The sequence below is a fragment of the Rhodococcus sp. NBC_00297 genome, assembly GCF_036173065.1.
Taxonomy (GTDB): domain Bacteria; phylum Actinomycetota; class Actinomycetes; order Mycobacteriales; family Mycobacteriaceae; genus Rhodococcoides.
The window spans coordinates 1795036-1821922 of the sequence record NZ_CP108041.1; the positions used below are offsets into that span (position 1 = coordinate 1795036).

Annotated in this window: 32 protein-coding genes and 1 tRNA gene; 12 read left to right on the forward strand and 21 right to left on the reverse strand. The window is 69.3% G+C overall.

Going from position 1 to position 26887, the window contains the following annotated elements:
* Positions 1 to 29: 29 nt before the first annotated feature.
* The gene (locus OG947_RS08520; RefSeq protein ID WP_051613502.1) at positions 30 to 473 is read left to right on the forward strand and encodes an ATP-binding protein; all 444 of its coding nucleotides are present in this window, start codon (positions 30 to 32) and stop codon (positions 471 to 473) included.
* A gap of 3 nt (positions 474 to 476) precedes the next feature.
* Here the strand turns inward: OG947_RS08520 and OG947_RS08525 are convergent, their stop codons facing one another.
* From OG947_RS08525 to dcd, 4 genes are all read right to left on the reverse strand, one after another.
* A complete protein-coding gene (locus OG947_RS08525; RefSeq protein ID WP_156380600.1) occupies positions 477 to 1421 on the reverse strand; it encodes an Hsp70 family protein in 945 nt (314 codons plus the stop codon).
* Between the two features lie 113 nt (positions 1422 to 1534).
* Positions 1535 to 2659 (reverse strand): hypothetical protein, encoded by a 1125-nt coding sequence (locus OG947_RS08530; RefSeq protein WP_056443764.1) that lies wholly within the window; start codon positions 2657 to 2659, stop codon positions 1535 to 1537.
* A 64-nt stretch (positions 2660 to 2723) separates the two neighbouring features.
* A complete protein-coding gene (locus OG947_RS08535; RefSeq protein ID WP_328813696.1) occupies positions 2724 to 4277 on the reverse strand; it encodes an Hsp70 family protein in 1554 nt (517 codons plus the stop codon).
* Positions 4278 to 4375: 98 nt separating this feature from the next.
* Positions 4376 to 4942: a dCTP deaminase gene (gene dcd, locus OG947_RS08540; RefSeq protein WP_027506388.1), complete on the reverse strand. Its 567-nt coding sequence runs from the start codon at positions 4940 to 4942 to the stop codon at positions 4376 to 4378.
* Positions 4943 to 5013: 71 nt separating this feature from the next.
* Between dcd and OG947_RS08545 the strand changes: the two genes are divergently transcribed.
* The 3 genes from OG947_RS08545 (at position 5014) to OG947_RS08555 (ending at position 7468) form a co-directional block, all read left to right on the forward strand.
* A tRNA-Gly gene (locus tag OG947_RS08545) sits at positions 5014 to 5087 on the forward strand.
* 172 nt (positions 5088 to 5259) lie between these two features.
* Entirely contained in the window at positions 5260 to 6066 is an 807-nt protein-coding gene (locus tag OG947_RS08550) for a transglutaminase-like domain-containing protein (RefSeq protein ID WP_027506389.1), read from the forward strand.
* 73 nt (positions 6067 to 6139) lie between these two features.
* A complete protein-coding gene (locus OG947_RS08555; protein WP_328813697.1) occupies positions 6140 to 7468 on the forward strand; it encodes a lipase family protein in 1329 nt (442 codons plus the stop codon).
* Positions 7469 to 7578: 110 nt separating this feature from the next.
* Here OG947_RS08555 and OG947_RS08560 read toward each other — a convergent pair whose 3' ends face one another.
* The 6 genes from OG947_RS08560 to OG947_RS08585 form a co-directional block, all read right to left on the reverse strand.
* The gene (locus OG947_RS08560) at positions 7579 to 7803 is read right to left on the reverse strand and encodes a hypothetical protein (protein ID WP_027506392.1); all 225 of its coding nucleotides are present in this window, start codon (positions 7801 to 7803) and stop codon (positions 7579 to 7581) included.
* Between the two features lie 16 nt (positions 7804 to 7819).
* Positions 7820 to 8257 (reverse strand): hypothetical protein, encoded by a 438-nt coding sequence (locus OG947_RS08565; protein WP_027506393.1) that lies wholly within the window; start codon positions 8255 to 8257, stop codon positions 7820 to 7822.
* Positions 8254 to 8712, reverse strand: a complete 459-nt coding sequence (locus OG947_RS08570) for a Fur family transcriptional regulator (protein ID WP_222646741.1) — start codon at positions 8710 to 8712, stop codon at positions 8254 to 8256. The genes OG947_RS08565 and OG947_RS08570 overlap by 4 nt, the downstream gene beginning before the upstream one ends.
* Positions 8713 to 8758: 46 nt before the next feature.
* The gene (locus OG947_RS08575; RefSeq protein WP_082544411.1) at positions 8759 to 8932 is read right to left on the reverse strand and encodes a CDGSH iron-sulfur domain-containing protein; all 174 of its coding nucleotides are present in this window, start codon (positions 8930 to 8932) and stop codon (positions 8759 to 8761) included.
* A 49-nt stretch (positions 8933 to 8981) separates the two neighbouring features.
* A complete protein-coding gene (locus tag OG947_RS08580) occupies positions 8982 to 9659 on the reverse strand; it encodes a methyltransferase (RefSeq protein WP_027506395.1) in 678 nt (225 codons plus the stop codon).
* A gap of 101 nt (positions 9660 to 9760) precedes the next feature.
* Positions 9761 to 10345 carry a TetR/AcrR family transcriptional regulator gene (locus OG947_RS08585; protein ID WP_027506396.1) on the reverse strand — a complete coding sequence of 195 codons (585 nt, stop codon included), beginning with the start codon at positions 10343 to 10345 and terminating at the stop codon, positions 9761 to 9763.
* 227 nt (positions 10346 to 10572) lie between these two features.
* Here OG947_RS08585 and OG947_RS08590 point away from each other — a divergent pair, with 227 nt between their 5' ends.
* Positions 10573 to 11487 carry a DAPG hydrolase family protein gene (locus tag OG947_RS08590; RefSeq protein ID WP_328813698.1) on the forward strand — a complete coding sequence of 305 codons (915 nt, stop codon included), beginning with the start codon at positions 10573 to 10575 and terminating at the stop codon, positions 11485 to 11487.
* A gap of 9 nt (positions 11488 to 11496) precedes the next feature.
* Here OG947_RS08590 and OG947_RS08595 read toward each other — a convergent pair whose 3' ends face one another.
* The gene (locus tag OG947_RS08595; protein WP_328813699.1) at positions 11497 to 12201 is read right to left on the reverse strand and encodes a GAF and ANTAR domain-containing protein; all 705 of its coding nucleotides are present in this window, start codon (positions 12199 to 12201) and stop codon (positions 11497 to 11499) included.
* Positions 12202 to 12296: 95 nt separating this feature from the next.
* Between OG947_RS08595 and OG947_RS08600 the strand changes: the two genes are divergently transcribed.
* The 3 genes from OG947_RS08600 to OG947_RS08610 are packed head-to-tail and all read left to right on the forward strand — an operon-like array spanning position 12297 to position 15535.
* Positions 12297 to 13358: an NAD(P)H-binding protein gene (locus tag OG947_RS08600; protein WP_328813700.1), complete on the forward strand. Its 1062-nt coding sequence runs from the start codon at positions 12297 to 12299 to the stop codon at positions 13356 to 13358.
* A 45-nt stretch (positions 13359 to 13403) separates the two neighbouring features.
* Entirely contained in the window at positions 13404 to 14318 is a 915-nt protein-coding gene (locus OG947_RS08605; protein WP_328813701.1) for an SDR family oxidoreductase, read from the forward strand.
* A 35-nt stretch (positions 14319 to 14353) separates the two neighbouring features.
* Positions 14354 to 15535, forward strand: coding sequence for a zinc-dependent alcohol dehydrogenase (locus OG947_RS08610; protein WP_027506400.1), 1182 nt, complete (start codon positions 14354 to 14356; stop codon positions 15533 to 15535).
* A gap of 8 nt (positions 15536 to 15543) precedes the next feature.
* Here OG947_RS08610 and OG947_RS08615 read toward each other — a convergent pair whose 3' ends face one another.
* Positions 15544 to 15909: an STAS domain-containing protein gene (locus tag OG947_RS08615; protein ID WP_328813703.1), complete on the reverse strand. Its 366-nt coding sequence runs from the start codon at positions 15907 to 15909 to the stop codon at positions 15544 to 15546.
* 204 nt (positions 15910 to 16113) lie between these two features.
* Between OG947_RS08615 and OG947_RS08620 the strand changes: the two genes are divergently transcribed.
* Positions 16114 to 18048, forward strand: coding sequence for an acetoacetate--CoA ligase (locus OG947_RS08620; protein ID WP_328813704.1), 1935 nt, complete (start codon positions 16114 to 16116; stop codon positions 18046 to 18048).
* 9 nt (positions 18049 to 18057) lie between these two features.
* Here OG947_RS08620 and OG947_RS08625 read toward each other — a convergent pair whose 3' ends face one another.
* Complete coding sequence (locus tag OG947_RS08625; RefSeq protein ID WP_197027820.1) at positions 18058 to 18915, reverse strand: NmrA family NAD(P)-binding protein; 858 nt, start codon at positions 18913 to 18915, stop codon at positions 18058 to 18060.
* 144 nt (positions 18916 to 19059) lie between these two features.
* Between OG947_RS08625 and OG947_RS08630 the strand changes: the two genes are divergently transcribed.
* A complete protein-coding gene (locus OG947_RS08630; RefSeq protein ID WP_197027821.1) occupies positions 19060 to 19458 on the forward strand; it encodes a winged helix-turn-helix transcriptional regulator in 399 nt (132 codons plus the stop codon).
* Here the strand turns inward: OG947_RS08630 and OG947_RS08635 are convergent.
* The gene (locus OG947_RS08635; RefSeq protein WP_027506404.1) at positions 19455 to 19688 is read right to left on the reverse strand and encodes a DUF3072 domain-containing protein; all 234 of its coding nucleotides are present in this window, start codon (positions 19686 to 19688) and stop codon (positions 19455 to 19457) included. The two genes, OG947_RS08630 and OG947_RS08635, sit on opposite strands and share 4 nt — an antisense overlap.
* A 167-nt stretch (positions 19689 to 19855) precedes the next feature.
* On the opposite strand from OG947_RS08635, the gene OG947_RS08640 reads away from it, so the two are divergent.
* Positions 19856 to 20017 (forward strand): hypothetical protein, encoded by a 162-nt coding sequence (locus OG947_RS08640; RefSeq protein WP_155957078.1) that lies wholly within the window; start codon positions 19856 to 19858, stop codon positions 20015 to 20017.
* A 32-nt stretch (positions 20018 to 20049) separates the two neighbouring features.
* Here OG947_RS08640 and yczR read toward each other — a convergent pair whose 3' ends face one another.
* The 3 genes from yczR to OG947_RS08655 form a co-directional block, all read right to left on the reverse strand.
* A complete protein-coding gene (gene yczR / locus OG947_RS08645; RefSeq protein ID WP_222638846.1) occupies positions 20050 to 21513 on the reverse strand; it encodes a MocR-like transcription factor YczR in 1464 nt (487 codons plus the stop codon).
* Positions 21514 to 21557: 44 nt separating this feature from the next.
* Positions 21558 to 21920 carry an LGFP repeat-containing protein gene (locus OG947_RS08650; protein ID WP_056443694.1) on the reverse strand — a complete coding sequence of 121 codons (363 nt, stop codon included), beginning with the start codon at positions 21918 to 21920 and terminating at the stop codon, positions 21558 to 21560.
* 127 nt (positions 21921 to 22047) lie between these two features.
* Positions 22048 to 23337, reverse strand: a complete 1290-nt coding sequence (locus OG947_RS08655; protein ID WP_027506406.1) for an adenylosuccinate synthase — start codon at positions 23335 to 23337, stop codon at positions 22048 to 22050.
* 292 nt (positions 23338 to 23629) lie between these two features.
* Here OG947_RS08655 and OG947_RS08660 point away from each other — a divergent pair, with 292 nt between their 5' ends.
* The gene (locus OG947_RS08660; protein ID WP_027506407.1) at positions 23630 to 24292 is read left to right on the forward strand and encodes a hypothetical protein; all 663 of its coding nucleotides are present in this window, start codon (positions 23630 to 23632) and stop codon (positions 24290 to 24292) included.
* On the opposite strand, the gene OG947_RS08665 is transcribed toward OG947_RS08660, so the two are convergent.
* Genes OG947_RS08665 through OG947_RS08680 form a run of 4 tightly spaced genes read right to left on the reverse strand, consistent with a single transcriptional unit; the run spans position 24289 to position 26886 of the window.
* The gene (locus tag OG947_RS08665; protein WP_328813706.1) at positions 24289 to 25131 is read right to left on the reverse strand and encodes an energy-coupling factor ABC transporter ATP-binding protein; all 843 of its coding nucleotides are present in this window, start codon (positions 25129 to 25131) and stop codon (positions 24289 to 24291) included. The two genes, OG947_RS08660 and OG947_RS08665, sit on opposite strands and share 4 nt — an antisense overlap.
* On the reverse strand, positions 25128 to 25883 hold the full coding sequence (gene cbiQ / locus OG947_RS08670; protein WP_027506408.1) for a cobalt ECF transporter T component CbiQ: 756 nt from the start codon (positions 25881 to 25883) through the stop codon (positions 25128 to 25130). Before cbiQ ends, OG947_RS08665 begins: the two co-directional genes overlap by 4 nt.
* Positions 25884 to 26210: an energy-coupling factor ABC transporter substrate-binding protein gene (locus tag OG947_RS08675; protein WP_222638850.1), complete on the reverse strand. Its 327-nt coding sequence runs from the start codon at positions 26208 to 26210 to the stop codon at positions 25884 to 25886.
* Positions 26203 to 26886, reverse strand: a complete 684-nt coding sequence (locus OG947_RS08680) for an energy-coupling factor ABC transporter permease (protein ID WP_204869804.1) — start codon at positions 26884 to 26886, stop codon at positions 26203 to 26205. Before OG947_RS08680 ends, OG947_RS08675 begins: the two co-directional genes overlap by 8 nt.
* Position 26887 lies beyond the last annotated feature (1 nt).

Here is a 26887-nt window from a genome sequence, read left to right on the forward strand (position 1 = left end):
AATCTGCGCGCAGTGGGTACAGGGCTTCCATGATCACCGACGTCGCCGACGACATGCCGGTCACCGACCGTGGTGACGCGACCCGCGATCTGATCCTGCAGGACATCCCCGCCGAGCCGCGGGCGCTGACCGGTGTGCGTACGACGGTGCTCGCATGGCTGCGCGACCGAGGCCTCGACGAGGACCTGTGCCAGGACATCACCCTGGCCACGTACGAGGCACTGGCCAACAGCGTCGAGCACGCCTACGAGCGCTCCGCGGACACCGTGGTGCGCACCGTCGGACTCGAGGTGCGTACTCCGCGGGCCGGCGAGGTGACCATCGACGTGACCGATCGGGGATCCTGGGTAGACAACGGCAACGATCCGCGCCGAGGTCGAGGGCTTCCCCTCATTCATGCGCTCGCGCACGAGGCGTCGGTGGATTCCTCGGAGGACGGCACGACCGTCCGGATGCGGTGGAACGCGGCCTGACGGTCAGACCAGTGCGTGCCGCGACTGCGTCGTCACCGCGGGCACCGGTTCCGACCGCGTCGGTACCACCGGCAGCGGCGCGCTGAACGGAGACTCCGACCGCCGTGCGGCGAGGAGGGCAGCCCCCGTCGCGGCGATGGACTGCGGATCCTGCGGCATCACCAGAGCGGAGCCCCACTCGCGCGCGAACACACCGCGCAGCAGAGGGAGGTTCGCCGGTCCGCCGGCCAGCACCACGGCGTCGACACGATGCGCACCCCGGCGCACCACATCGCTCACCCAGTCGGCAGCCTCGGTGACGTAGTCCAGCATCAGCCGGTCCACCGTGGTCCGCCAGACGTTCACGGTGCCCCCGACGAACGGTCCGCCGACGCGCACGACGCGGTGCAGGGCGATCATCTCCATCGCCCACTCGACGCCCTCGGTCAGTAGCTGAGAGTCGTTCGGCGACAGCGGTTCCGCTGTGCCGTAGGCAGCCAGGAGGTGCTCGCGGACACTGTCCGCGAAGGCGCTGCCCCGGTAGCGGTCGGTCCACGTCGCATCCTTGACGAAGCCCGTGGCCACGTCGACGACGGACACCGACGTACCGCTCTTCCCCATGTCGACGACGGCGATCGTGGATCCCGACTCGACCAGGCCGCGCATTCTCAGATACATCAGCTGGGCGCCGAGTTCCGAAGCGAGACGGACACATCCGCCGGTGTGCACGGACAGGGAGATGGTTCCCACGCGTGACCGGGGCTCGTCCGGAACCACCAGCACGGCGGTCTCACGATCGGCGCCGTGGCGCGCACAGACCGAATCCACCACGTCGACAGCGGCTTCCAGTCGATCACGACCGCGTGCCACCGTGACGGACTCGGTACCGAGCAACGCACGGCCCATGGGATCCATCACCGCGGCTCGTATCGCCGACGCTCCGAGGGAAATTCCTACCACTGCTCGCATGACCCGCCCCGTTCCTGGTGTTCCGCGACGAAGCCTAGGCGCTCGAACAGGGAAAAGGTCGGTTCTCAGTGGCTATTGGCAAAGTTTGGTTGGTTTCACTAGGAGCCGGGGCGTCACTCGACCGACGCGGTACCGGACGTGTCCGGCGTCGGGTCGGGCTCGGACGGCTGGCTAGGCGGCTCGGAATCCGTCGGCGGCTCGGACGACGAGCCTCCCGTCGATCCGGGTGTCTCGCCGCCGCCGGAACCACCGCCCGTACCGGTGCCGGGGTCGGTACCACCCGTGCCGGTTCCGCCGCCGCTGGTCGATCCGCCGCCACCGGCGGAGCCTCCGCTGGTCGACCCACCGCTGGTCGACCCACCGCTGGTCGAGCCTCCACTCGTCGAACCACCGCTCGTCGAACCACCGCTCGTCGAACCACCGCTCGTCGATCCGCCGCTCGTCGATCCGCCGCTGGACGGCGCCGCCGACGAGGTTCCCGGTCGCGTGGTCGCGGCACCGGGTGCGGCGGGCACCGACACGGCTCCGTTCTGCTGCGTGACACCGGGGCGGATGCCGGTGAGGGCGTCCGCGGCCGTGGTGCCGCCGGGCACGGGTGCCGGCACGGCCGTGGGGCTCGATCCGGCGGGCGCTGCGGGATTGGGAGCGATACCGGTGCCCGCCTCGGCCGAGTCGGTGGCCGACGTGGACAGGGGTTCCGCGACACCGGCGGCCTCGGGAGCCCGCGGTCCCGTCACGGCCCAGACCGCGAACGATCCGGCCAGGACGGCGGCAGCGACTCCCGCACCCACGACGGCGAATCCCCGGCGCGTCTCGCGTGAGGACGCGTCGACCGGCTCGGGCAGCACCACCGGGATCGGACCGGTGATCGCGTCGCCGGCGTCGTGGTCGGCCCACAGCGCGACGGCGACCGCCGGTTCGAGGGACGGATCGACGTCCACCGCGTCGACGACGACCACGTCGCGAACGTGACCGTCGCGCAGCGCGGACTCGACGGGCTCACGCAGATGCGGCGACTCGAGGACGACGGCGGCACCGGTGAGCAGCAGATCGGCGCGGGCAGCCCGGAGCCGCATGACACCGATGGACGTCGCGACCGCCGCGGCCACCTCGGCCGGCGACCCGGTCTGCATCGGGATGGTGCGCTCGTCGACCGGACCGAGCCGAGGCAGCTCGACGTCGACGAGAGCCGCCGTCACCTCGTCGCTCGTCGCCGAGATTCCCAGCACGATGTGCATGTCGTCGTCGTCCGCCTGTTCGTTCTCGATGATGCGTGGTCTCGTACGGTCCCGCCCGGCAACGTCAGGGCGTCGTGGTGGCCTGCGCGCTGGTTGCCGTGGGCGTGGTCGTCCGAGTCGTCGTGGACGTCGGCGACGGAGCCGCAGATGTCGTCGTCGTGCTGGTGTTCGAGTTCGGTCGCCGTGCCGTGGTGGGCGCCGGCGTCTCCTCCGGCTCGTCCTGTACCGCGGTGGAGGGTGCCGGGGCGAGCGTCGGGCGCTGGGAGATCGAGGTCGACGGGGTGATGCTCGACGGTGCTGCGACGGGCGACTCCGTGGACGGCGCCGGTGCGGCGGTGGCGCTCGACGACGCCGCCGAGGGCGAGGCCGGCGCCGCGTCGACGCGCGGGGCAGTGCTGGGCGCGGTGGCGGCAGTGGGCGTGGCGTCGACGGACGACGTGACGACGACGCGATCCGTCGCCTGCACGGCCTCGGTCTCCGACCGTCCCGACGCACCGGCGGCTGCGCCGAGGGTGACCGCGGCGACGAGCGCCGTGGTTCCCACCACGACACCGGCACGGGACCGACGTCGCCGCGTGGAGCGGGCGCGTCGAGGCGCACCGGTGACGACGCGCGGCGTGGGCAGCGGTGGTCGAGCGTTCTCCGGCTCCGGTGCCACCTCGGGTTCCGGGGTGGGAACCGGCTCCGCCGCTGGGGTGTGAGCCGGCTCCGCCACCGTGGTGAAGGCGGCCGTGACCTCGTCGTCCGCCGGCGGTGCGGTGACGACGGGCAGCGGCACGGCGTCCACGGCGGGGGGCACGACGGTGGAGAGATGTGCGGCGCCCATGGCCGCGAAGAACTGCGGCCAGCGCGGCGTGATGACGGGGACCGCGACCCGAGCGGCGATGTCGCGGCGCACCGACGGGATGTGCGCACCGCCGCCGACCAGGAGCACGGCGTCGGCTCCCCGGGCCACGGCGTCGTCCACGAGGTCGACGAGCATCGCGGCGGGCTGGTCGATGAGAAGTTCGAAGTCGGTGCGGCGCAGGCGAACCGAATCGGTGACGAACGGCCCCGACAGGTCGACCGCACGCTCGTCGGACAACATCTCCTTGGCCGCGAGACTGTCTCGGGCCAGGGTGCGCACGGCGGCGGGGCTCATCTTCTCGGCAGCACCGAAGGTGGTGGACAGGTGATCGGCGACCGCGGCGTCGATCGCGTCACCGGACAGTTCCGTGATGCCCACGCTCGAGTACAGGTCACCGGTCTGCGTGTCCAGGACGTGCACGCGCGTACCGACCCGACCGAGGTCGACGATCGCGAGGGTGCGAGCCGCGTCGACGCAGCCCTCCATCCGTGCGGCGGCCAGCAACGCGTCGCACTCGGCGACGAGTCGGACTCCGCCGGGCCCGTAGGTGCTCTCGGGGTCTCCCCCCACGGCGATCACCGGCGCGTCCGGACCCACGCACAGATCCGCGGCCATCTCGAACGCTGCCGCAGCGGCCGCGGACAGAGGATGGTCGGATCCGGTGGCGAGCGAGCGCACCTCGACGACCCGGCCCTCCGGGTCCATCACGACTCCGCGCACGCACCCGGTGCTCATGGAGACACCGAACGTTTCCGTCTCGGTTCGCATCATGGATCACCACCATCGGCTGTCGGAGTTTCAGACAGACCGATAGTAGAGCGTCAAACCGGGCATAGCAACGTATACGACGGGTAAAACCGACCGTAGGTCTACTGGAGAAAGTTCAAATAAGCCTTCGACGGGGTCGGGCCGCGCTGTCCCTGATACTTCGATCCGAGCGCTGAGCTGCCGTAAGGATTGATCGCCGGACTGGAGAGACGGAACAAGCAGAGCTGCCCGATCTTCATGCCCGGCCACAACGTGATGGGCAGATTGGCGACATTCGAGAGCTCCAGCGTGATGTGTCCGCTGAAGCCCGGATCGATGAAACCCGCCGTCGAGTGTGTGAGAAGTCCCAGCCGGCCCAGACTCGACTTGCCCTCCAGTCGCCCCGCGAGATCGTTCGGCAGGGTCGTCAGCTCGAGCGTCGACCCGAGCACGAACTCGCCCGGATGCAGAACGAACGGCTCCCCCTCGGCGGGCTCCACCAAGGTGGTCAGCTCGTCCTGCTGCAGCTTCGGGTCGATGTGGGTGTAGCGCGAGTTGTCGAACACCCGGAACAGCCCGTCCAGGCGCACGTCCACACTCGACGGCTGCACCATCGCCTCGTCGAACGGCTCGATGCCGAGCGTTCCGGCATCCACCTCGGCCTTGATGTCGCGATCGGAGAGCAGCACGCACAGAGACTATCGACCGAGCCCGCCGAGGCCACCCGGGCGCCCTGCTAATCTTCAGGGCAGCACCACCGGCCGATGTAGTTCAATGGCAGAACATCAGCTTCCCAAGCTGAATACGCGGGTTCGATTCCCGTCATCGGCTCCACGTCTCCCCTCGCCGCCGGGCAATGGTGGAATCCGGACCCCGGAATCCGGGGCCTACATTCCACAGTTCACACTCGCGGTCGTCCCACTGTGTCCAGCGACACGCGTCGTTCCTGGTCAGGCTGGGTACACCTCCGCGCACACCCCCTCTCCCCCCGGAAACGAGCACCTCCATGACCGAACGCGTCGTCTCCGCACGCCTCGATGTCGACATCACGGCCGCCAGCACCCTGGAGTTCCAGATCGCCGTGGCCCCGCATCCCGGCGCGCAGGTCGCCGAGACCCTCTCGTTCGTCCTGGACGGGAAGACGGTCGAGGCCCGCGAGGTCAGCGGAGCCCACGGCAACCGGATCCACGTCCTCGAGGCACCGGTGGGCAACCTGCAGGTCTACTACGACGCGACCGTCACCGGGAACGCGGAGCCGTCCCCCGTCACGGATCTCGATCGCTCGGTCTACCTCCGTCCGAGCCGGTACGCGGAGGCCGACAAGTTCTTCGGTTTCGCTGCCACCGAGTTCGGCAGCGAGTCGGACGACGCGGTCCTGTTGTCGGAGGTCTCCGACTGGGTCGGCCGTCGACTGCACTACGTCCCGGGCAGCAGCGATCCCATCGACGGTGCGGCGGACACGCTGCTCGCCGGTGCCGGCGTGTGCCGTGACTACGCGCACCTGGTCGTCGCGATGCTGCGCGCGCTGAACGTTCCGGCTCGTCTGGTCGCCGTCTACGCACCCGGATGCGACCCGATGGACTTTCACGCCGTCGCGGAGGCCCTGGTGAACGACACCTGGCACGTCGTGGACGCGACGTGCCTCGCACCTCGGTCGACGCTGGTCCGGATCGCGACCGGACGCGATGCGGCCGACACCGCGTTCCTCGACAACCACAAGGGTTCGATCACGCTGAACAGCTCCACGGTCACGGCCGTGGCGACCGACGGCCTGCCGAAGGACGACATCCACGAGCTGGTCTCCCTCACCTGATCCCGCGCATGCGTCGGTCGCCTCCTGCGTCGTCGGGTTACTGTGACTCGACGAATCAGGAAGCGAGACGCACATGAGCATCGAACGAGATGCAGCGTTCACGGGTGGGCGAGGGACGGCGGCGGACCGGAGCACTGACTCCGACGATGCCGTCGAGCGGCTGACGACGACGCCGAACAAGGACCCGTTCTACCGCTCCCCCGCCGGGTTCGAGAAGGCCGAGCTGGGGACCGTGCTGCGGTCGCGCCGTGTCGAGATCGCCCTGTTCGGCACCATCCGCCAGCGCGTGTCGGCATGGCAGCTGCTCTACCGGTCGTCCGACATGCACGGCGAACCGCGCACGGGTGTCACCACGGTCCTGCTGCCGGCCGGCGCGGTCCCGGGTCGGAGCAGGCCGCTGCTGTCCTACCAGTGCGCCATCGACGCCGTCTCGGACCGCTGCTTCCCGTCGTACGCGCTGCGGGACGGAGCACACGCCCACGGCGCCGTGCCCCAGTTCGAGCTGCTCATCATCCTGTACGCGCTGCGCCGCGGGTGGGCGCTGTCCCTGCCGGATCACGAGGGCATGGACGGCCGCTGGGGCGCACCGATCGAACCCGGATACTGCACTCTCGACGGCATCCGCGCCGCCCTGTCCTTCGCACCTCTGGAGCTCGACGACTCGGCGCCCGTCGCACTGTGGGGGTACTCGGGCGGCGGCCTGGCCACGTCGTGGGCCGCCGAGGCCGCCGACGAGTACGCGCCGGAGCTGAACGTCGTCGGTGCCGCGCTGGGCTCGCCCGTCGGTGATCCGGCGTCGGCGTTCTCCCGCCTCAACGGCACGATCTTCGCCGCGTTGCCCACCATGGTGGTCGAGGGTCTGCGCCGCACCTACCCCGATCTGGACCGGACGATCCGCGATCACGTCGCGCAGCCCGGCATGACCATTCTGTCCTCACTCGAGCGCAAGACCACGGTGCACGCCGTTCTGACGCTGCTGATGCACGACCTCGAGCGCTACACCGACATCCCGCTCGCCGACGTCATGGCGACCCCCGAGCTGGTGCAGATCTTCCAGGACATCCAGCCGGGCAAGTCCGCACCGAGCTTCCCGCTCCTCATCATGCAGGCGGTGCACGACCCCATCATCGCCGTCGACGACGTGGACGGGCAGGTGGAGCGGTACCGCACCGCCGGCGCCCACGTGACGTACGTGCGCGACCGGCTCAGCGAGCACCTGTCGCTGCATCCCATCGCCGCACCTGCGACGCTGAACTGGCTCGCCGATCGCATCGCCGACCGCCCGGTGCCCCCGAACACCACCGAGACCGTGTGGTCCTCGGCCCTGTCGGTGTCAGGTGTCCGAGGGCTGCTCGGGCTCACCGTCTCGACCGGTCGCGCTCTGCTCGGCCGGGTCCGCTAGGCGGTCGTCGCCGGAGTCGCGGCGCGTCGGCTCGATCCCGAAGTCGGGTGGCCCCGACGCCTCCGCGACACCGGACGGCTCCGAGTGCTTCTCGTCGGACGTCGACATGATCACGCCCCGAGCTTGTCGATCATGTCGTTCAGCGCGGTGGCCGCCGTCTCGAGTCGCTCGGGTGACCGGTCGTCTCCCAGTTGCTCGACGAGTGCCGCCTTGGTGGTCACCAGAACGGCACCCGAATCGTCGTCGGTCATCGTCAGTTCACCGTCCCGCATCACCAGCAGCGTTCCGTCGGGTGCGTCGAGCACGCCGCGCACCGTGTCGCTCGTCATCGTCATCGTGTCGATCCTCCTGTCAGGGTGTTGCCTCGTGACCGCGCTTGCCGTGCGTGCGTCGATCCTCCTTCATCTCCGCCTCGAAGACGTGACGGCGGCCGTCCATCAGGTCGTCGCGGATCCGGCGTTCGTGCTCGCGCGCGGTGGTCCAGTACCCGTCGTCGAAGTCCTCGACCATCTGGAACGTCCACCGACCCTCGATGACGTTGCGGCCGATCACCTCTCGCTCCAGTGCGTCCGCTGCGTCACCGTGCCCGGCGTCGCGGAGCTCGTCCGCGGCAGAGCCGAACTGGAGATCGGCGTGGCCCATCAGCTGGTGGAACGTGTACAGGTGGCCGCGGGCGCGTTCCACCCACTCGAGGGCCTCCGAGACCGAACCGACGGCGGACACCGTGGCATCGTCGGACCCGTCCGGACGGTGGTGGTCCGTCAGCATCTTCTCGCGATCATCGCTCATACCTGCTGGTTACCCGTCCGGCAGTCACGGCACACACCCCAGAAGAAGACGTCGACGCCGTCGATGTCGAAGTCGTCGTCCTCCGGCTCGGGAGCACGTCGACGCACATCGGAGGTGAGGGCCGTGTCGAACACTCGGCGGCACTGCCGGCACATCAGATGGTGGTGGTCGTCGCCGTCGACCCGAAGTTCGTACAGCGCGGGCGAATTGGCGGGCTCGATCCGGCGCAGGAGATCCACCGACACGAGTGCGTCGAGGTTGCCGTAGACGGTCTGCCGCGACATCCCCTGGCTCTTCAGCGTGCGGGCCACGTAGCCGGCGTCGACGTGTGGGTGCCGCGCCACGACGTTCAGCACGCGCAGGCGCGGGCGGGTCACGCGCAGCCCGCGCTCACGCAGTACCCGACGCCACTGCTCTTCCGACGAGACGACCGTCGGCTGTTCCCTGGTGTCCACGACGCCGGAGTGCCCCCGCAGGGCGCCGTGAAACGTCCGGGCCGTGTCAGTCGTCGCGACCCCGGTCCTCGGTGGTGGACGCACGGATCTTGCGGCGATGGCTGGTGTCGCAGAAGGGGTAGTTCTTGCTGCGTCGACACGCGCAGAGCGCCACCATGAAGCGGTCGGACCGCACGCGGGTGCCGTCCTCCATCTCCACGTCGACGGGCCCCTCCACCATCACCGGCCCGCCCGGAACAACCCGGACGAGCCGTGCTGCGGGAGCAGCGTCAGGCGCGTCGGGCACGGACGACCACCAGTTCCTCGGAGCGCCGACCCGGCTGCAGGGCGCCCGTGGCCTCGAGCCACTCGGCGCGCGCGTGCATGACGGGACCGAACGCGATCCGACGGCGAGCCACCACGTCGACCGTGGTGCCGGACCGCATCAGACGCTCGATCGTGCGGTCCACACCGGCGAACTCGGACTGCACGATCAGCATGGTGCCGCCCGGAGTGAGGAGATCGAACGCGTTGTCGCACAACGGGTCCAGGACGATGCGACCGTCGGCGCCGGCGTCCCACGCACGGTGCACACCGCGCCCCTCCGGCGCGGTCGGCGACGGCACGTACGGCGGATTGGAGACCACGAGGTCGAACGGCGCCTCGGCGAGGGCGTCGATGAGCGTGCCCTGTCGCGCATCGACCTCGACACCGATGCGCTCGGCGTTGTCCAGGGCGCACGCGACGGCGCGAGCATCCAGGTCGTAGGCGAGCACCTCACGTGCACCGAGACACGCAGCCTGGAGTGCGAGCACTCCGGTACCCGTACACAGATCGAGGGCACGCGCACCCAGGGGCGACGCCGCCACCGGCATGACCTCGCAGAGCAGTCTCGAATCGTCCTGGGGGGCGTACACACCGGGGTGTGCACGCACCATGCTGATCGTGTCGCGATGAATCGTCGTCACACGAGAACCTTCCGTCGGCGCAGATGCGCTGGCAGCATCTGCCGCCTTTCTTCAGGAATGGCATTCCCGAACGGACGCGATTCAAACGCGGGACCGGCGCGTCACCACCTCCGAGCGATGATGGAGACGATGCGCGGAATCTCCTCGTCGGCAAGCGGTTCGACCCCGATGACCACCTGGCGGGTGAGCAGACCGTCCACGGACATGGCGAACAGTTCCGCCGACGCCACGGTCGCGGGGTAGCCCGCCTCGCTCATCTTGGACGACACCAGGCCGACGAACGCGGCCAACTGGGCGTCGAACGCCGCCTTGAGTTCGGGCCGCACCAGACCCTCGCCGAGAAGGTGGTGCCGTGCGACGACGCGGCCGCGATGCTCCTCGCTGCACATGTCGCGAACGAACCCGACGACGGCGTCGACCACGGCGTCGTGATGCCAGGTGTCGAGTGCGAAGTGCCGACCGGCGACCTCGAGATCTCTCCGGAACACCTCGTCGAGCGCCAGCGAGAGCAGGGTGGCTCGATCGGGCGCGTGATAGTTGACGGCGCCGGCACCGAGACCGGTTGCCTGATCGACCGCACGATGTGTGAACCCACGGGGACCGCGTTCGGCGAGCACCTGCACCGCGGCGGCAGAGATCAGTGAGCGCCGACTTCTGGGCTTCTCCACCGTCTCACCATCACTCATTGGTGAGATGTTACGGCCCTGACGTGCCGGTACCACCATCACCGGTCACGGTCGGCTCACGATGATCGCGCCGGCGGAACGGGCTGATCGAGCCCGCTCCACCGTCCCCCGACTGCCGCGTCACGATCATGACAGGCGTTGAGGGTACACCCGTCTCGGCACGTCCGCTCGTGCTTGACACCGGGGTCGCCGGCGTCTTTTCTGTACAGATGTTGAGGAATCGGGCCATGAGTCGTCGCGGGATGTTGGGAGCGGCCGCCGTCGCCGCGGGAGCGGTCACGGTGGGGATCGCCCCGCGCGTCCGCGCAGCGCCGACACTCCCCTCGGCGGCCTGCGCCGTTCGCTATCCCGGCTACCGCGGCGCCGACTTCGCGCTCCCGTACGCCCGCTACATGCAGGCCCGGACCGTCCCCGCGCCGCAGATCGTGGCCGACGCCTTCGCCGGCCCGGCGCTACCGGCGGGAGCAGTGCCTCGGTTCGAGGACATCACGCGCGATCTCGGCCCGACCGGGACGTCCGCCGTGGAGACCGGGTACGGCCAGGGCGCCGACGGAGTGGTCTTCGTGGCGGTGCGCACCGTCATGCCGAGAGTCACTGCGGCCATGTGGGACTGGTGGTTCGGGTGGCACTCCAGCGAGGCCGCGCGCTACAAGTTGTGGCATCCCGACGCGCACCAGTTCGCCGCCCTGGACACCGACCTCACCACCGCCGACCTCACGGACCGGCAGAAGTACATCGGCAACACCACCTACGTCGACGAGTACGTGGGGCCGAAACTGCAGCAGCTCGGGATCAACTTCCGAGACCCGGTGGCGCACGGGTTCACCGTGCCGTCGGATCAGACCATCGTCTTCGGCCGCGTCGGAAGCAGCATCGCCCCCGTGGACCTGGGGTGGCTCGCCCACCAGGTCCGCCCGATCGAGGGCGGCGCCGAGATGCGCAGCCGATTCCACCTGAACCTCCGCGGCCTGCACGTACCGAACGTGACGCAGGCCGCGTGTGCGGTGGCCCGTGGTGCGTCGGTCGATCCGACCGATCTGCAGCTGAGCCTCGACCTCGGTCGTGACCTGCTGATGCACTGCGGGCAGGAGATGAACCACCTCGCGGCGTTCCTCCCCGAACTGCACGCCGAGTTCTCGTGACCCGGCACCTCAGCGAGCCGACTCCGACCCCTTCTCCACCAAGTGGACCGACAACCGGCTGATCGGGGTGTTGGAGTCCTGGGACAGCCTGGTCAGCAGGGTGAAGGCCTGCTGGGCGTCGACGCCGAAACGCTCCATGATCATGCCCTTGGCCTGCCCGATGACGTCCCGGGACGCCAGGGCCGAATGCAGTTGATCCTCGACCCGACCCGCTGTCAGAGCGATCGCGGCGTGGGTGGCGAGCGCCTCCCCGACCATGATCGCGTCGTCGGTGAAGGCTCGGGGCTCGAACGCGAACAGGTTCAGGGCACCGAAGGTGTCGCGGTGGGTGAAGAGCTGGAAGGAGAGCGAGCTCCGCACGCCCTCCGCCAGGGCGATCGGCGCATACTTCGGCCACCGGGTGTCGGTGGTCAGATCATCGGCCCGCACCACCGCGGTGGTGGTCGCCGCGTCCAGGCACGGGCCCTCCCCGAACTCGATCTGAGCTGCGTCGAGCCGCGGCGGAAGGGACGACGTGGGCCCGTGCGAGGTGAACGACGACCTGCCCGAGATCGCCACCACGTCGGCGGCGTCCGTTCCGGGAACCAGATCGAGGGCCGCCTCGGTGACCCTGCGCAACGTGTCGTCGAGATCGGTGTGCGCCGTCAGGTCGCGAGCGAACGCCGCCAGCGCCGACGCGATGTCCGACGGCTCCCGTTCTCGAGACGCGTTCATCCGACCTCCTCGAGCAGCAGCGGGCATGACACTCGGCACAGATTGACCGCGACCGGGGACGGGTAAACCAGGACCACTCACTCGAAAGGCATGTCTTGCGCATCCTGGTCACCGGGTCCACCGGCTACATCGGCTCACGTCTCGTTCCCATCCTGCTGGGCGACGGTCACGACGTGCTCGCCGCCATGCGCGACGACAGCAAGGCGTCCTCCTTCAGCTGGGAGGACGACGTGACGCCGGTCCACTTCGACATCACCGACGAGAAGTCCATCGACGCCGCGCTCGAGGGTGCGGACGCGGTCGTCTACCTCGTGCACTCGATGGACGACGGCGACTTCGTGACCAAGGATCGCGAGGCCGCGCAGGCCGTCGCGCGCGCCGCGGAGAAGCACGGCGTGGGCCGCATCGTCTACCTGTCCGGCCACGTGCCCGACGACGACGAGGACCTCTCCGACCACATCACGTCCCGCCTGCAGGTCGAGGAGGTCTTCCTCAACTCGTCCGTCCCGGCGACGGTGTTCCGGGCGGCCATCATCCTCGGGTCCGGCTCCACCTCGTTCGAGCTCGTACGCAGGATGGTCGAACGGCTCCCGGTCACCCCCGTGCCGAGCTGGATGGTGAAGAAGGTGCAGCCGATCGCGACGACCGACGTCCTGCACATCATCGCCGCCGCTCTCGGTGACGAGCCCATTCCGGGGTCGTACGACATCGGCGGGACCGAGGTGCTCACCTACCCCGAGTTGCTCACCCGCTACGCGACCATCGCCGAACTGTCGCGGCCCCAGTTCCGCGTGCCGCTGGCTCCCACACCGATCGTCGGGCGAGCCGTCGCCGCCATCACACAGATGCCGCCCGGCACCGTGATCTCGTTGGTGGACAGCCTGCATCACGACATGATCGTCCGTCGCGGCAACGCGGCCACGGACACGTTCGCGCACGCCGTCGACTCTCTCGTGGGTATCGACGAGTCCATCAGGCGGTCGCTGACGGTCAGCTCGCACGACGGCACCGACGCCGAGGGCACCACCGACCCGCAGTCCGCGGCGGACACCGACCCCTCGTGGGCCGGCGGCGTCGTGTCGATCGGCCGAGACGGACGGGTGCGTCACGACGTGTCCGGACGATTCTCGCGAGCGCTGTTGCACCCGCGTTCCTGAGGCGGGACCAGGATTCCCGGTCGGGTACGCGGGTACCCGACCGGCATGACTTCGTCGAACGGCTCGATCGACCAGTACTCCAAGAGAGACCCGCGTACCGCCTACGCGACGCCGGATCGCGATGGGCAGCAACCGATCTCGCATCCCGGGCTGACCGAGGACATGCGGACCACCCCCGACCACGGGGAGTCCACCTACCGCGGATCAGGGCGGCTCACCGGCCGGAAGGCACTGATCACCGGAGCGGACAGCGGCATCGGCCGCGCCGTCGCCCTGGCGTTCGCGCGCGAGGGCGCCGACGTCGTGCTGTCGTACCTCGAGTCCGAGGAGCCCGATGCGCGCGAGACGGTGCGGCTCGTCGAGGAGGCCGGCCGCCGGGCCGTCAGCGTCCCCGGTGACATCCGCGACGAGGCGCACTGCGACGCCCTGATCGACACCGCGGTGCGCGAACTGGGCGGTCTCGACATTCTCGTGAACAACGCGGCGTTCCAGATGGCCCAGAGCGGCGGTATCGCCGACATCACCACCGAGCAGTTCGACCGCGTACTGAAGACCAACCTGTACGCGTTGTTCTGGTTGTCCAAGAAGGCTGTGGCCGTGATGGATCCGGGCTCGACCATCGTCAACACCTCCTCCGTCCAGGGCGTGAGCGCCTCACCCGAACTGCTCGACTACGCCACCACCAAGGCCGGCATCATCAATTTCTCCAAGGGGCTCGCGAGCGATGTCGCCCAGCAGGGCATCCGCGTGAACGTCGTGGCACCCGGACCCATCTGGACACCGCTGATCCCGGCCACGATGCCGTCGGACAGTGTCGACGGTTTCGGCGACCAGGTGCCGCTCGGACGTCCGGGACAGCCCGCGGAACTCGCACCCGCGTACGTGTTCCTCGCCTCGGGCGAGTCCAGCTACATCACCGGGCAGGTCATCGGCGTGACCGGCGGTTCCCCGATCACCTGAGCATTCCCGCATCCGCACGACACGAAAGGCACATCATGAGAGCAGTGACCTGGCACGGCAAGCGCGACGTCCGCGTCGACAACGTCCCGGATCCGACGATCCAGGATCCGACGGACGCCATCATCGAGGTGACGTCCACCAACATCTGCGGCTCCGATCTGCACCTCTACGAGGTGCTCGGGCCGTTCATGAACGTCGGTGACATCCTCGGCCACGAACCGATGGGCATCGTGCGCGAGGTCGGCAGCGCCGTGTCGACGCTGGCGGTGGGAGACCGCATCGTCGTCCCGTTCCAGATCTCGTGCGGCTCGTGCTTCATGTGCGATCAGTCGCTGTACACCCAGTGCGAGACCACCCAGGTACGCGAGACCGGTATGGGCGCAGCACTGTTCGGCTACTCCGAGCTCTACGGATCCGTGCCGGGCGGCCAGGCGCAGTACCTGAGGGTGCCGCACGCCGACTTCACCCACATCAAGGTCCCGGAGGGCCCGAGCGACGAGCGATTCGTCTACCTGTCCGACGTACTGCCCACCGCGTGGCAGGCCGTGCAGTACGCGGGGGTGCCCGAGGGCGGCTCGCTGACCGTGCTGGGCCTCGGTCCGATCGGCGACATGGCGGCACGCATCGGCACCCATCTCGGATACCGCGTCATCGGCGTCGACCGCGTACCCGAACGGCTCGAGCGTGCTCGCGCTCGCGGCATCGAGACGGTGGATCTCCGGGCCCACGGCGGGCAGGTGGGGGACGTCGTCCGCGAACTGACCGACGGCCGCGGTACCGACTCGGTCGTCGACGCGGTCGGAATGGAGGCCCACGGCTCACCGGTGGCGAAGGCCGCGCAGCAGGTGGCGGGTCTGCTCCCGGACGCCCTCGCGAAACCGTTCATGGAGAAGGCCGGAGTGGACCGCCTCGACGCGGTCTACTCGGCGGTCGACATCGTCCGCCGGGGCGGCACGATCTCACTGTCCGGCGTGTACGGCGGCGCGGCGGATCCGATGCCGATGATGACCATGTTCGACAAGCAGATCCAACTGCGCATGGGTCAGGCGAACGTCAAGAGGTGGGTCGACGACATCATGCCGTTGCTGACGGACGACGATCCGTTGGGCGTGGACGACTTCGCGACTCATACCCTGCCGTTGACGCAGGCGCCGCACGCCTACGAGATCTTCCAGAAGAAGCAGGACGGAGCCGTGAAGATCATCCTGCGTCCGTGACGAGCGGGTCAGCTCGCGAGCGGCTCCGGTTCCACCGAAGCCACGACCGGCACGAGACGGGTGAGGCCGAGGACACCGAGAGTGCGCCGCACCCGAGGTGACGGCGAGATCACGACGTCGATCGCGGTCGGGGCGTCCGACAGGACGTCCTCGATCGCGGTCACGCCGGCCGAGCTGAAGAACCGGACGTCGGTGAGGTCGACCGTGACGGGGCCGTTCGAGACGGCCGCTCGGAGGCAGCGGGTCAGGTCGCGCGCGGTGACGAGGTCGACGTCGCCACGGACGGCGACGATGCGGCGGCCGTCGTGGCCTGCGTGGACGACGACGTCGAACGGGCTGGAGGAGTGGTGGGAAGGAGCAACCGTGGTCATCATGTTCCTTCTGCGGCGCTGCTCGGACGCGGTGTCTCGCACCGGTACCGAGGGTGTAGCGAAGGGCCCTGGGCTGGACCGCCTTGCAGACAACTCTGATCGATCGACATCGCGGTTCGGCCAACCGGAACATCACGATCAGGTCACGGCGAGTAACGGAATGATCACGGCGCCGGGCTCGCCGAGCGGGTTCATCAGACTGTCCTCATGAACCCCCGCCCTCTCGCCCGGTTCTCGGACTCGGTCGTCACGTTCACGGGACGCTCCTCTTCCGACTACGGCGCGCTGCATCGCTGGTCGGTCGACGAGCCGGAACAGTTCTGGGCCGGTGTCGGCACCTTCTTCGACGTGCCGCTCACCGGTCACGAGTCCGTCCTGTCCCCCTCGGAGGACCCCCGCGTGTTCAGCGGGCGGCAGTGGTTCCGGGGTGCCCGCGTGAACTACGTGGATCGCGTACTGGCGTGGTGCGACCGGTCACCCGAGTCCGTGGCGATCATCGACGACACCGAACCGGGCGGACTCGGCACCCGCACATCGTCCTACGCGGAACTGGCCGAGCAGATCTCCTCGATCGCCGCCGCGCTGCACCGCCTCGGCGTGCGGAGCGGCGACCGGGTGGCCGGTTACGTCCCGAACACGACCGAGGCCGCCGTCGCGTTCCTCGCCACCGCCGCACTCGGCGCCGTCTGGACCTCGTGCGGGCAGGACTACTCCGCGGCCGCCGCGGTGGACCGGCTCGGACAGCTCGAACCGACGGTGTTGGTGACCGCCGACGGCTACCGCTTCGCCGGTGTGGACCGCGACCGCCGGGACCAGGTGGCGGTACTGCAGGCCTCGATTCCCTCCCTGCGGGCGGTGATCGCCTTCTCCCGACTCGGCACCGACGTACCCGGAGCCGTCCGATGGGACGATCTGCTCGACGAGGGGCGCGGTGGCCCACGGGTGCTCCCCGAGCCTGTCCCGTTCGACCACCCACTGTGGGTGCTGTTCTCCTCCGGCACCACCGGGCGCCCCAAGGGCATCGTTCACGGACACGGCGGTGTTCTGCTCGAGCACCTCAAATCTGCTGCGCTGCAGTCGGACATGACCGAGGACGACGTGTTCCTCTGGTACACCTCACCCAGCTGGATGATGTGGAACTACCTGCTGGCCGGGCTGCTCGTGGGCTCGACCGTCGTCTGCTACGACGGCAGCCCCGGCCATCCGGACGCCGGCGCACTGTGGGAGCTCGCGGCGCGGCACCGCGTGACCGTGCTCGGCACCAGTCCCGGGTACCTCCTGCACTGCGAGAGTGTCGGGGTCGAACCGGCTCGGGCACAGGACCTCTCGGCACTGCGCATTCTCGGGGTCACCGGGTCGGTCCTCCCCGCCGCGGCGCACGGCTGGGTGGCGGAGCACGTGGGGCGGTCGGTGCACCTCGCGCCGGTGTCGGGCGGCACGGACGTCGTCAGCGGATTCGTGGGAGCGCCCACCGGGGTGCCCGTGGTCCCCGGCGAGATTCCTGCCGTGAATCTCGGTGTCGCTCTGGAGGCGTGGAGCGACGACGGGACCCCGCTGGTGGACGAACCGGGTGAGATGGTCATCGTCGCGCCGATGCCGTCCATGCCCGTCGGGTTCTGGAAGGACCCGAGCGGTGACCGCTACGCCGACGCGTACTTCTCCACGTTCCCCGGCGTCTGGCGGCACGGCGACTCGATCACCGTGACCAGCGGGGGCAGCGTGGTGATCCACGGACGATCGGACGCCACGCTCAACCGCAACGGTGTGCGCATGGGCAGCGCCGACATCTACGGCGTGGTCGAGCGTCTGCCCGGCATCGCAGAGAGTCTCGTCGTGGGTCTCGAACGCCCGGACGGCAGCTACTGGATGCCGCTGTTCGTCGTCACGTCCGACGACGTGGAGCTCGATGACGATCTGCGCGATCGCATCTCGGCGGCGCTGCGGAGGGAGGCCTCGCCGCGTCACGTCCCGGACGACATCATCGAGATCCGCGCCGTGCCGCACACGCGGACCGGGAAGAAGCTCGAGATCCCGGTCAAGAAGATCCTGTCGGGTGCGGACCCGTCGACGGTGGCCGATCCGGAGTCGGTCGACGACCCCGACGCGCTGCGCTGGTTCGCGGCGCTGGCGCCGGGGTCCTGACCGGTCGGCTCAGCTCAGCGTGGCGCGCAGCGCGTCGACGGCCGAGACCGGCTCACGCTCGAGCAGTCGAGTCAGATCTCCCGACTCGGTGTCGAGGTCGCCGCGGGCGATGCCCGCGTCGGCGCTCGCCAGCATCTGCGCGACGGGCGCGGGCAGTCCCGCACCCTCGAGCGCGCCGATGTGCTCGTCGGTGCTCAGATCCTGGTACTCCACCGGCGCGCCGATGATCTCGGAGATCGCACCCGCCAGACCCTCGTACGTCAGACGCTCGCCGCCCAGCTCGTACACGGCGCCCGCCTGGTCGTCGGCTATCAGCACCGCGGCCGCGGCCGCCGCGTAGTCGGCCCGAGCAGCACCGGCCACGACACCCGACCCACCGCTCCCGATGATGGCGCCGGTGTGCTGTGCCTGGCCGATCGACGCCGCGTAGTTCTCCCAGTACCACCCGTTGCGCAGCAGCACGGACGGCACGGAGGACGACGCGAGGCGCTCCTCGGTGGCGACGTGCTCGGGCGCGAGACTGATGCCGCTCGTCGGCGCCTTCAGCACACTGGTGTACGCGATGAGTGAGACACCGGCCGCCTCGGCAGCCTCGATGACGTTGGTGTGCTGCGGGATTCGCTTACCGGGCTCGGAACCCGACACGAGCAGGAGCTTATCCACCCCGTCGAGAGCGGCGCGCAACGCAGCGGGATCCGCGTAGTCGGCGACGCGGACGACGACACCGCGCGCCGCCAGGTCGGCGGCCTTGGCCTCGTCGCGCACCACGGCCACGATGTCGCCCGCGGCGACCCCGTGATCGAGGAGCGATCGAATCACTGCGCTGCCGAGTTGTCCGGTCGCGCCGGTCACCGCTGTCGTGGTCATGAGCATGTCTCCCTGGAGAGTGAGCGTCGTCCGGCGCACCACGAGGGTGTGCCGCTGCGACCGATCCGGCCGTCGGCACCACTATGCACTTACTATTCGTGCAGTGCAACATTCCTCGTAACCACTTACGGACCAGCTGGTAGGATGGCGCTCGTGCCCGACACCGACCCGACACTCGAAGCCGACGTGTTCTCTCGCCACTGCTCGTCCCGCGACACGATGCAGGACATCACCAGTCGCTGGGGCCTGCTGGCGCTCGCCGCGCTGCACGAGGGGCCGTACCGGTTCGGGGCTCTGCGGCGGCGCGTGGACGGGGTCAGCGAGAGGATGCTGTCGCAGACACTGCAGCGGCTGGAGCGTGACGGGCTGATCACCCGCACCGTGCTCGAACAGATTCCGCCGAAGGTGGAGTACGCACTCACCGACCTCGGGCGCGAGACGGCGACCCGGCTCGTCGGCCTCATCGAGTTCGTCGAATCGACGCTTCCGACCGTGACGGCCGCGCGCGCCGAGTACGACGCGCGCGGCACGGACGGGGTCTAGCTGGTTCCGCGGCCCGTCTCGGACTGCAGCTTGTCGATCATCTCGGACGCCTGCGCCTTGGTCAGGTCCGACGGCACCTCTTCGCCGGCCTCGCGGGCCAGCGTCTCGAGGTAGCTCAACTGGGGGCCGGTGGGCGGCTCGTCACCGGTGACCCAGTCGGACGGATCCTTCTCCGCGCTCTGGTCGACGTCCGCATTGCCTGTCTTGGTGGTGTCATTCGCATCGCTCATACGTTCGACTGTACCCACGAGTACCTCCGCGCAAACCGACGCGAATCGGCGAGCGGGCAGCCGCCGAGCGCGCCGATCGAGATTCATTCCGGTTTACTCCGTAAGAAACCGATCCAAGTCTCGCGTTTCACAGAATGTTTTCAGTTCGAGGTGCTACAAACGGAATCGTGATAGTCGTCGTGGTCGTCGGAGTGGTGTGGCTGCTGGTCGCCGCGGGTGCCGCAGTGCTGCTCGGACGCGCCGCATCGCGCGCGGACCACGAGGAACTCGGCTCCGAGCTCCAGTGGGACATGGCCGAACTCGATCACGAGGTCTTCGGCTCCCGCTGACTGGCCGACCATTCTCCGTCGGCCGCCCCAAGTCACAGCACGACGGCAGAATAATCCCCGTCGGTCGGTTTCAGGGATTGGTACGCGAACGCAATTCGGTCGATCGCAGCCTCCAATCGATCGGCACCCTCCGTGTACGGCAGGCGCACGTGGCGCTCGAACGCCCCCTCCACCCCGAACCGCGGCCCCGCCGCCAGCGCCACCCCGTGCGCCGGCGCGATCGCGGCGAGAGCCGTGGACGCCGCGGCAGGCATCTGAACCCACAACGACAGGCCGCCCGGCGCCGGGTCGTACGACCAGTCCGGCAGGTGCCGCGCCAGAGCCGCCGTCAGCGCATCCCGGTTACCACGGAGTTCCGCGCGGCGGGGAACCAAGATCTCCTCGTGCCGCTCGATCAGTGCCGCGCACGCGAGCTGATCCATGATCGGCGTGCCGATGTCGACGGCGGCCCGCGATGTCGCCAAGCGAGAGATCAGTGACGGCGACGCCCTGATCCAGCCGACCCGCAGACCACCCCAGTACGCCTTCGACGCGGACCCCACGGTGACGACAGTGCCGGGATGCCCCACCGCCGCGACCGGAGCGGGCGGCGCCTCGTCCAGCCACAGGTCGGCCATCGACTCGTCCACCACCAGCGTGGTGCCGGTCCGGCGGGCGTTCGACGCCAGTTCCGCGCGGCCGGCGACATCGAGCAGGGCACCCGTCGGATTGTGGAAGTCGGGCAGCACGTACGCCATTCGCGCCCCCGTCTGCACCGTCGCGTCACGAATCGCGTCGAGGTCCCATCGCCGCGACGAGCGCGCCGATCCAGGGGTCGAGTACTCCCGCGGCCTCAACGGAACGGGCACCGCGCGCGCCGCAGTTCGTCGAATCGCCTCCAGCGCATTGGGATACGTCGGGTGATCGACCACCACCCGGTCACCTGGCGACACCAGCACCTCGAGCAGCAGCCGCCAGGCCTGCTGCGCGCCGGACGTCACCATGATCTGGTCCGGCGACGTGGGCAGCCCGCGCTCGTCGTACCGGCGAGCCAGGGCCTGCCGCAGTGTCGCGAGACCGACCGGCTCGATGCCGTGACCTGTGTAGTAGGCCGGAAGTGCCTCCAGCGCAGCGGCGTACGCCTGTGTCACCTCGTCGGACGGGGCGGTGACGGCGGCATGGGTCAGATCGATCACCGACGCGGCCGCGCGGGCCGGCCGCCCCGCCAGGGTGGTCCGCGGCAGTGCGACCGTGCTGCGGGAACCCTGCCTGCTCAACAGGTACCCCTCGTCACGCAGTGCCGCGTACGTGTTGGTGACGGTGGTGCGGGACAGCGACAGGGCTCCCGCCAGATCGCGCTCGCTGGGCAGGGCGACGCCCAGGGGGATGCGGCCGTCGTGCACCAGGAGCCGGATCCCGTCGGCGAGTGCCCGGTAGACCGGCCGGTGCCGCCCCGACGGCCGCCAGTGCCCGAGGTCCCGCGAGAGAGTCGAGGCACCGATCACGCGAGTCACCATGAGGTCCAGTATCCACCTCGGTGGACACCGGGGTGCAGTCCAGTTCAGGCGGTGCGGACGGATCCCATGAGGAATGCCCCGGTACCCGGGAGCCATCCGACGGTGCCGTTCTCGAACACGTTGTAGCGGCCGTGGCCCGTCGGAGTGCGCTTCTCGTCGGTGAGCGGGTAGCCGAGCGATCCACTCGGGCCGCCGTGCGCGAGGTACCAGGCGAGGATGTCGCCGTGCACCTCGTGCGCGCCGCCCTCGGGGAGCGCGAAGACCGTGGCGTGCTGGAACTCGAGCATGCCGCCGCCGCGCGGCCCCAGCATCAGCTCACCGACACGGTCACCGATCCACGAGTGCTCGAAGCTGAAACGCTCGAACTGGCACTGGAAGACCTCGAGCCCGACGTAGGTGCTGTCCATAGCGGTCCTCCACTGACCTGCTCTCGCCGAGAGGGGGATCCGTTTTGTTCCACCTCATAGCGAACCTGAGCCACAGTATGAGCCATCCTGGCGTTATCGTCACGCCATTTGTGATATCTCGACCGTGTCAGGACAGGATGTCGCGCCGCACGATGGTCTGGTCACGGCCCGGACCGACGCCGATGTACGACATGTACGACCCCGAGAGCTCCTCGAGACGCAGCACGTACCTCTGGGCATTGACGGGCAACTCCTCGAAGGTCCGCGCCCCCGAGATGTCCTCCCACCACCCGGGCATCTCCTCGTAGATCGGCTTCGCGTGATGGAACCCGGTCTGCGTCATCGGCATGTCGTCGTGACGCACGCCGTCCACGTCGTACGCGACGCAGATCGGGATGGTGTCGAGCGAGGACAGCACGTCGAGCTTGGTGAGGAAGTAGTCGGTGATGCCGTTGACGCGCGTGGCGTACCGCGCGATGACGGCGTCGAACCAGCCGGTGCGCCGGGCGCGGCCGGTGGTGACACCCACCTCGCCGCCCTGCTTGGCCAGGTACTCGCCCGACTCGTCGAACAGCTCCGTCGGGAACGGGCCCGAGCCGACGCGCGTGGTGTACGCCTTCAGGATGCCGAGGACGGTGGTGATCCGACCCGGGCCGACGCCCGAACCCACGGCCGCGCCGCCCGCCGTCGGGTTGGACGACGTGACGAACGGATAGGTGCCGTGATCGACGTCGAGGAGCGTGCCCTGCGAGCCCTCGAGCAGCACGGTCTCGCCGCGCTCGAGCGCCTGGTTCAACGCGAGCCGGGTGTCGGCGATGCGGTGCTTGAAGCCCTCGGCCTGGCCGAGCACCTCCTCCACCACCTTCTCCGACTCGAGGGCGCGCCGGTTGTAGATCTTGGCGAGCACCTGGTTCTTGAATTCCAGTGCGGCCTCGACCTTCTGGGTCAGGATCTTCTCGTCCAGGACATCCGCCGCGCGCACTCCGACGCGGGCGATCTTGTCCTGGTAGCACGGGCCGATGCCGCGTCCGGTGGTGCCGATCTTGCGGGCACCGAGGAAACGTTCGGTGACCTTGTCGATGGCCACGTGGTACGGCATGATCAGGTGCGCATCGGCGCTGAGCAGCAGTTTCGACGTGTCCACGTCGCGCTTCTCGAGGCCGTCGAGTTCGGTGAGCAGCACACCTGGATCCACGACGACGCCGTTGCCGATCACGTTGTTCACACCGGGCGAGAGGATGCCCGACGGGATGAGGTGAAGCGCGAACTTGTCGCCGTTCGGCAGCACCACGGTGTGGCCGGCGTTGTTGCCACCCTGGTAGCGCACCACCCACTGCAGTCGCTCGCCGAACAGATCCGTGGCCTTGCCCTTGCCCTCGTCGCCCCACTGGGCGCCGATGAGGACGATTGCCGGCATGTGTTGCTCCATCACTCGGGTGGACAGCCGGACCATCCCGGGCTGTGGCACGTGTCGGAACGCACTTCGTGACGTGCGGAACGCGCACCGACCATGACCGGTGACACAGTGTACCGCCCGAGACGACACGTGCCGCTCACAGCCGACCGCACACCGTACTGCCTGGTCTTCTGTCGCGGCGGCACGGTCAAAGCGACGCGAAATCGAGACCGGGCAAGCGCCTTCCCGGGGTCCACGACGACCGTGTCCTGATTAGGGTGGGGCAGACCCGTCCGGCTGAGAAGGAATTCGCGTGACTCCGTTCGTCTTGCAGTGCGGCAGGCCCTTGCTGCCCATCGCGCTGTCCTCGCTACCGCTCACCGCGGTACCCGAGGTGCCGTCGAAGGAGGAGTGCGACGCCCTGCTCGCCGAACTCGACGCGGTGCACGACCCCCGGCTGATCGTGCTCGGCACCGACGCCTCGCTCGCCGCCGTCCTCACCCGGTTGATGCGGCGCGACCGACTCGACATCGAGCTCGCCTACGTCGCCGAGACCGCCAGCGAGGCCAGCCACCTCTTCCGCGTCGGCACCGGATCGCGCGCCGCCAAGGTCGCGCTGTCCGGCACCGCCTCCCCCACTCCCCTCATCCGTGACGACGCCGGATCGGCCGTCGTCGGACTCGCCACCGTCTCGGGGCCGTCGGGCCACCTCGTCGGTGAGGCCTACGTCGACGACACCAAGCTCTTCTCCGGTGAGGTGCCGGGCATCGAGGTCACCCCGACGCTCGAGATGCCGGGACTCCGAGCTCGGGTGCAGGGCAAGCGCGGACTGTTCCGCCGCCGCTGGATCACCGGCCGGGCGATGCAACTCGGAGCCACGGCGGCGCGTCTGACGAAGGACGGCATCGACATCCCCCGCGAGACCACCCGGTCCACCATCTACCGCCACGACAAGCAGTGGTTGCTCGTACGTTAGCGCCGACTGATACTGCTGCTCAGCATCTTTCGTAGTTCTTCGGCGTCCCGTGGTCGCGATCCCTGTTCGAGCATGCCGTCCCGGACGAGGTCCGCGGCGAGCGCCAACGGCCACGGTGTCCGCAACCTGGCCCGTCCCAGCAGGTCGATGTCCGACAGCAACGTCACCGGATCCCCCTGCACCACAGCGCCGTCCACGACCACGGCGACCGAGTTCGACCACTCCAGCGCCAGGGCCACGTCGTGTGTCGACAGCACCACGGTCGTGTGGTGATTCTCCAGGCGGTGCAGCGCGGCGAACATCTCGTCGACGCCCTGCGGATCGAGCCCGGCCGTCGGTTCGTCGAGCAACAGGATGCACGGCCGCATGGCCACGGCGCCGGCCGTCGCGACGCGCTTGCGCTCACCGTAGGACAGCTGGTGCGTCGGCCGGGACCGCAGATGGTCGATGCCCATCACCTCGAGCGCCGCCTCCGTGCGCTCGCGCACCTCGTCGGGCCCCAGGCCGAGGTTCACCGGACCGTAGGCGACGTCTCGGTACACGTCGACCGAGAACAACTGATCGTCCGGATCCTGCAGCACCAGTTGCACCTCCTGGCGATGTGCCCGCAGGCCCGACCGGCTGTGGCGCAGTGCGACGTCGTCGATCTCCACCCGGCCGCCATCGGGAACGATCGCTCCGGACAGGCACCGCAGCAGGGTCGTCTTGCCCGAGCCGTTGGCGCCCAGGAGCGCCACCCTCGCCGCGGCGGGAACGCTCAGGCTCGCGCCGGCCAACACCGGCGGCCCGCCCTGATACCGCACCTCGAGGTCGCGGGCGGTGAGCGTGCGGTGGCTCATGCGCGATGTCCCAGCAGGGACAGCGCCACCACGGCTCCCAGCACCGCCACGACGGTCACCAGGAAGCTCGGCGAACTGCGCTGCCGGTCGACCGGATCCGCCGAGACCGCGTCGCCGAACTCGCGACCCGCCAGCCCCGCCTCGAGCCGCGAGGCCCTGTCCCACGACTTGATCAGCACAGCGGCCGTCAGCAGACCCGCGGAATGCAGCGACCGGCGCGGCGACGAGTAGCCGAGGCGGGCGGTCTGCGACTGGCGGATGGTGCGTACCGACGACAGCAGCACGAACAGGAAGCGGTACATCACGGCGGCGACGTCGATGCATGCCTGCGGTACCCGCAGCCGTCGCAACCCGGTCAGGATGTCGATCATCGGTGTCGTGACGGCCAGCAGGAGCACGGCCGACGTCCCGGCGATCGCGTGACCGGACACCTCCAGCGCTCGTCGCGCGCTGTCGGCCGTGACCCCGACACTCCAGTCCGGCGTGGCGGTCACCGTGACGGCGACGGAGACGGCGCCGAGGGCGATGAACGCAGCCGGTGCGGTGAGCGCACGCAGCACCGGCCGGAGCGGTGTGCGGGCAGCCCCGACGGCCGCACCGAGCGCGACCACCGTGACGATCAGCGCACCGGGCCACGGCGGGAGCAGCAGCGCGCACAGCACGAGGCCCAGCGACAGTGCCGCCTTGTCGCCCACCGCGCGCGTGCGCCACGGACTGGCCCAGGCCGCGTCGTCGACCGCGAGACCCTGCACCTACGTCCGTTCGAGTTCGGTGCGGAGCGCGTCGAGCTTGCGCCGACCGCGCAGCGCCGCCAGCACGTACCCCAGGACGAGTCCACCCAGCGCGGCCTGCAGCGCGAAGAGTCCCGACTCCACCTCGCCCGACGTCGGCGAGAACACCGACTCGAACCACGGCACGTAGTCCGGGTGGTCCTCCTCGATCTGCGACGTGGCGGCCGAATCGGTACCGACGAACCGCTCCTCGTCGCCGCTGCGTCCCGCGTCGAGCACCAGCGCGGCGCCGACGATGAGGACGATCCCGAGGACGAGCAGCAGGTTGATCACCACGTTCCTACGCATCGACGGCACCCTTCTCGCGGCGCAGCACTCCGAGGTCCCGCAGCTCCGGCGTCGCCACGGTCCGCAGGACGCGGAACACCAGCACACCCAGCAGGCCCTCCGCGATGGCGAGCGGAATCTGGGTGACAGCGAAGATGGACAGGAACTTGGTGACGGCTCCGAGTACGCCGCTCTGCGGATCCGGGAACGCGAGCGCGATCTGCACCGACGTCGTGCAGTACGTCGACAGGTCGGCCAGCATCATCGCGAAGAACACCGACAGCGACAGACCACCGCCCAGCCTGCCGGTGAGACGGAACGCGGCGTACCCCACCCACGGGCCGACGATCGCCATGGAGAACGCGTTGGCGCCCAGCGTCGTCAAGCCGCCGTGCGCGAGCAGCAACGCCTGGAAGAGCAACACCACCGTGCCGAGGAACGCCATGACCGGCGGCTTGAACAACACCGCGCCCAGGCCGGTCCCGGTGGGATGACTCGAGCTGCCCGTGACGGACGGCAGCTTGATGGCGGAGAGAACGAAGGTGAAGGCACCGGCAGCACCCAGCAGCAAACGGCTGCGGGGGTTCTCCCGGACCTGGACGACGACGGCGCGAGCGCCGTGAACGACGAACGGCGCCGCGGCGCACGTCCAGACTGCCGCGTGAACGGGTGGCAGAAAACCCTCGGCGATGTGCACG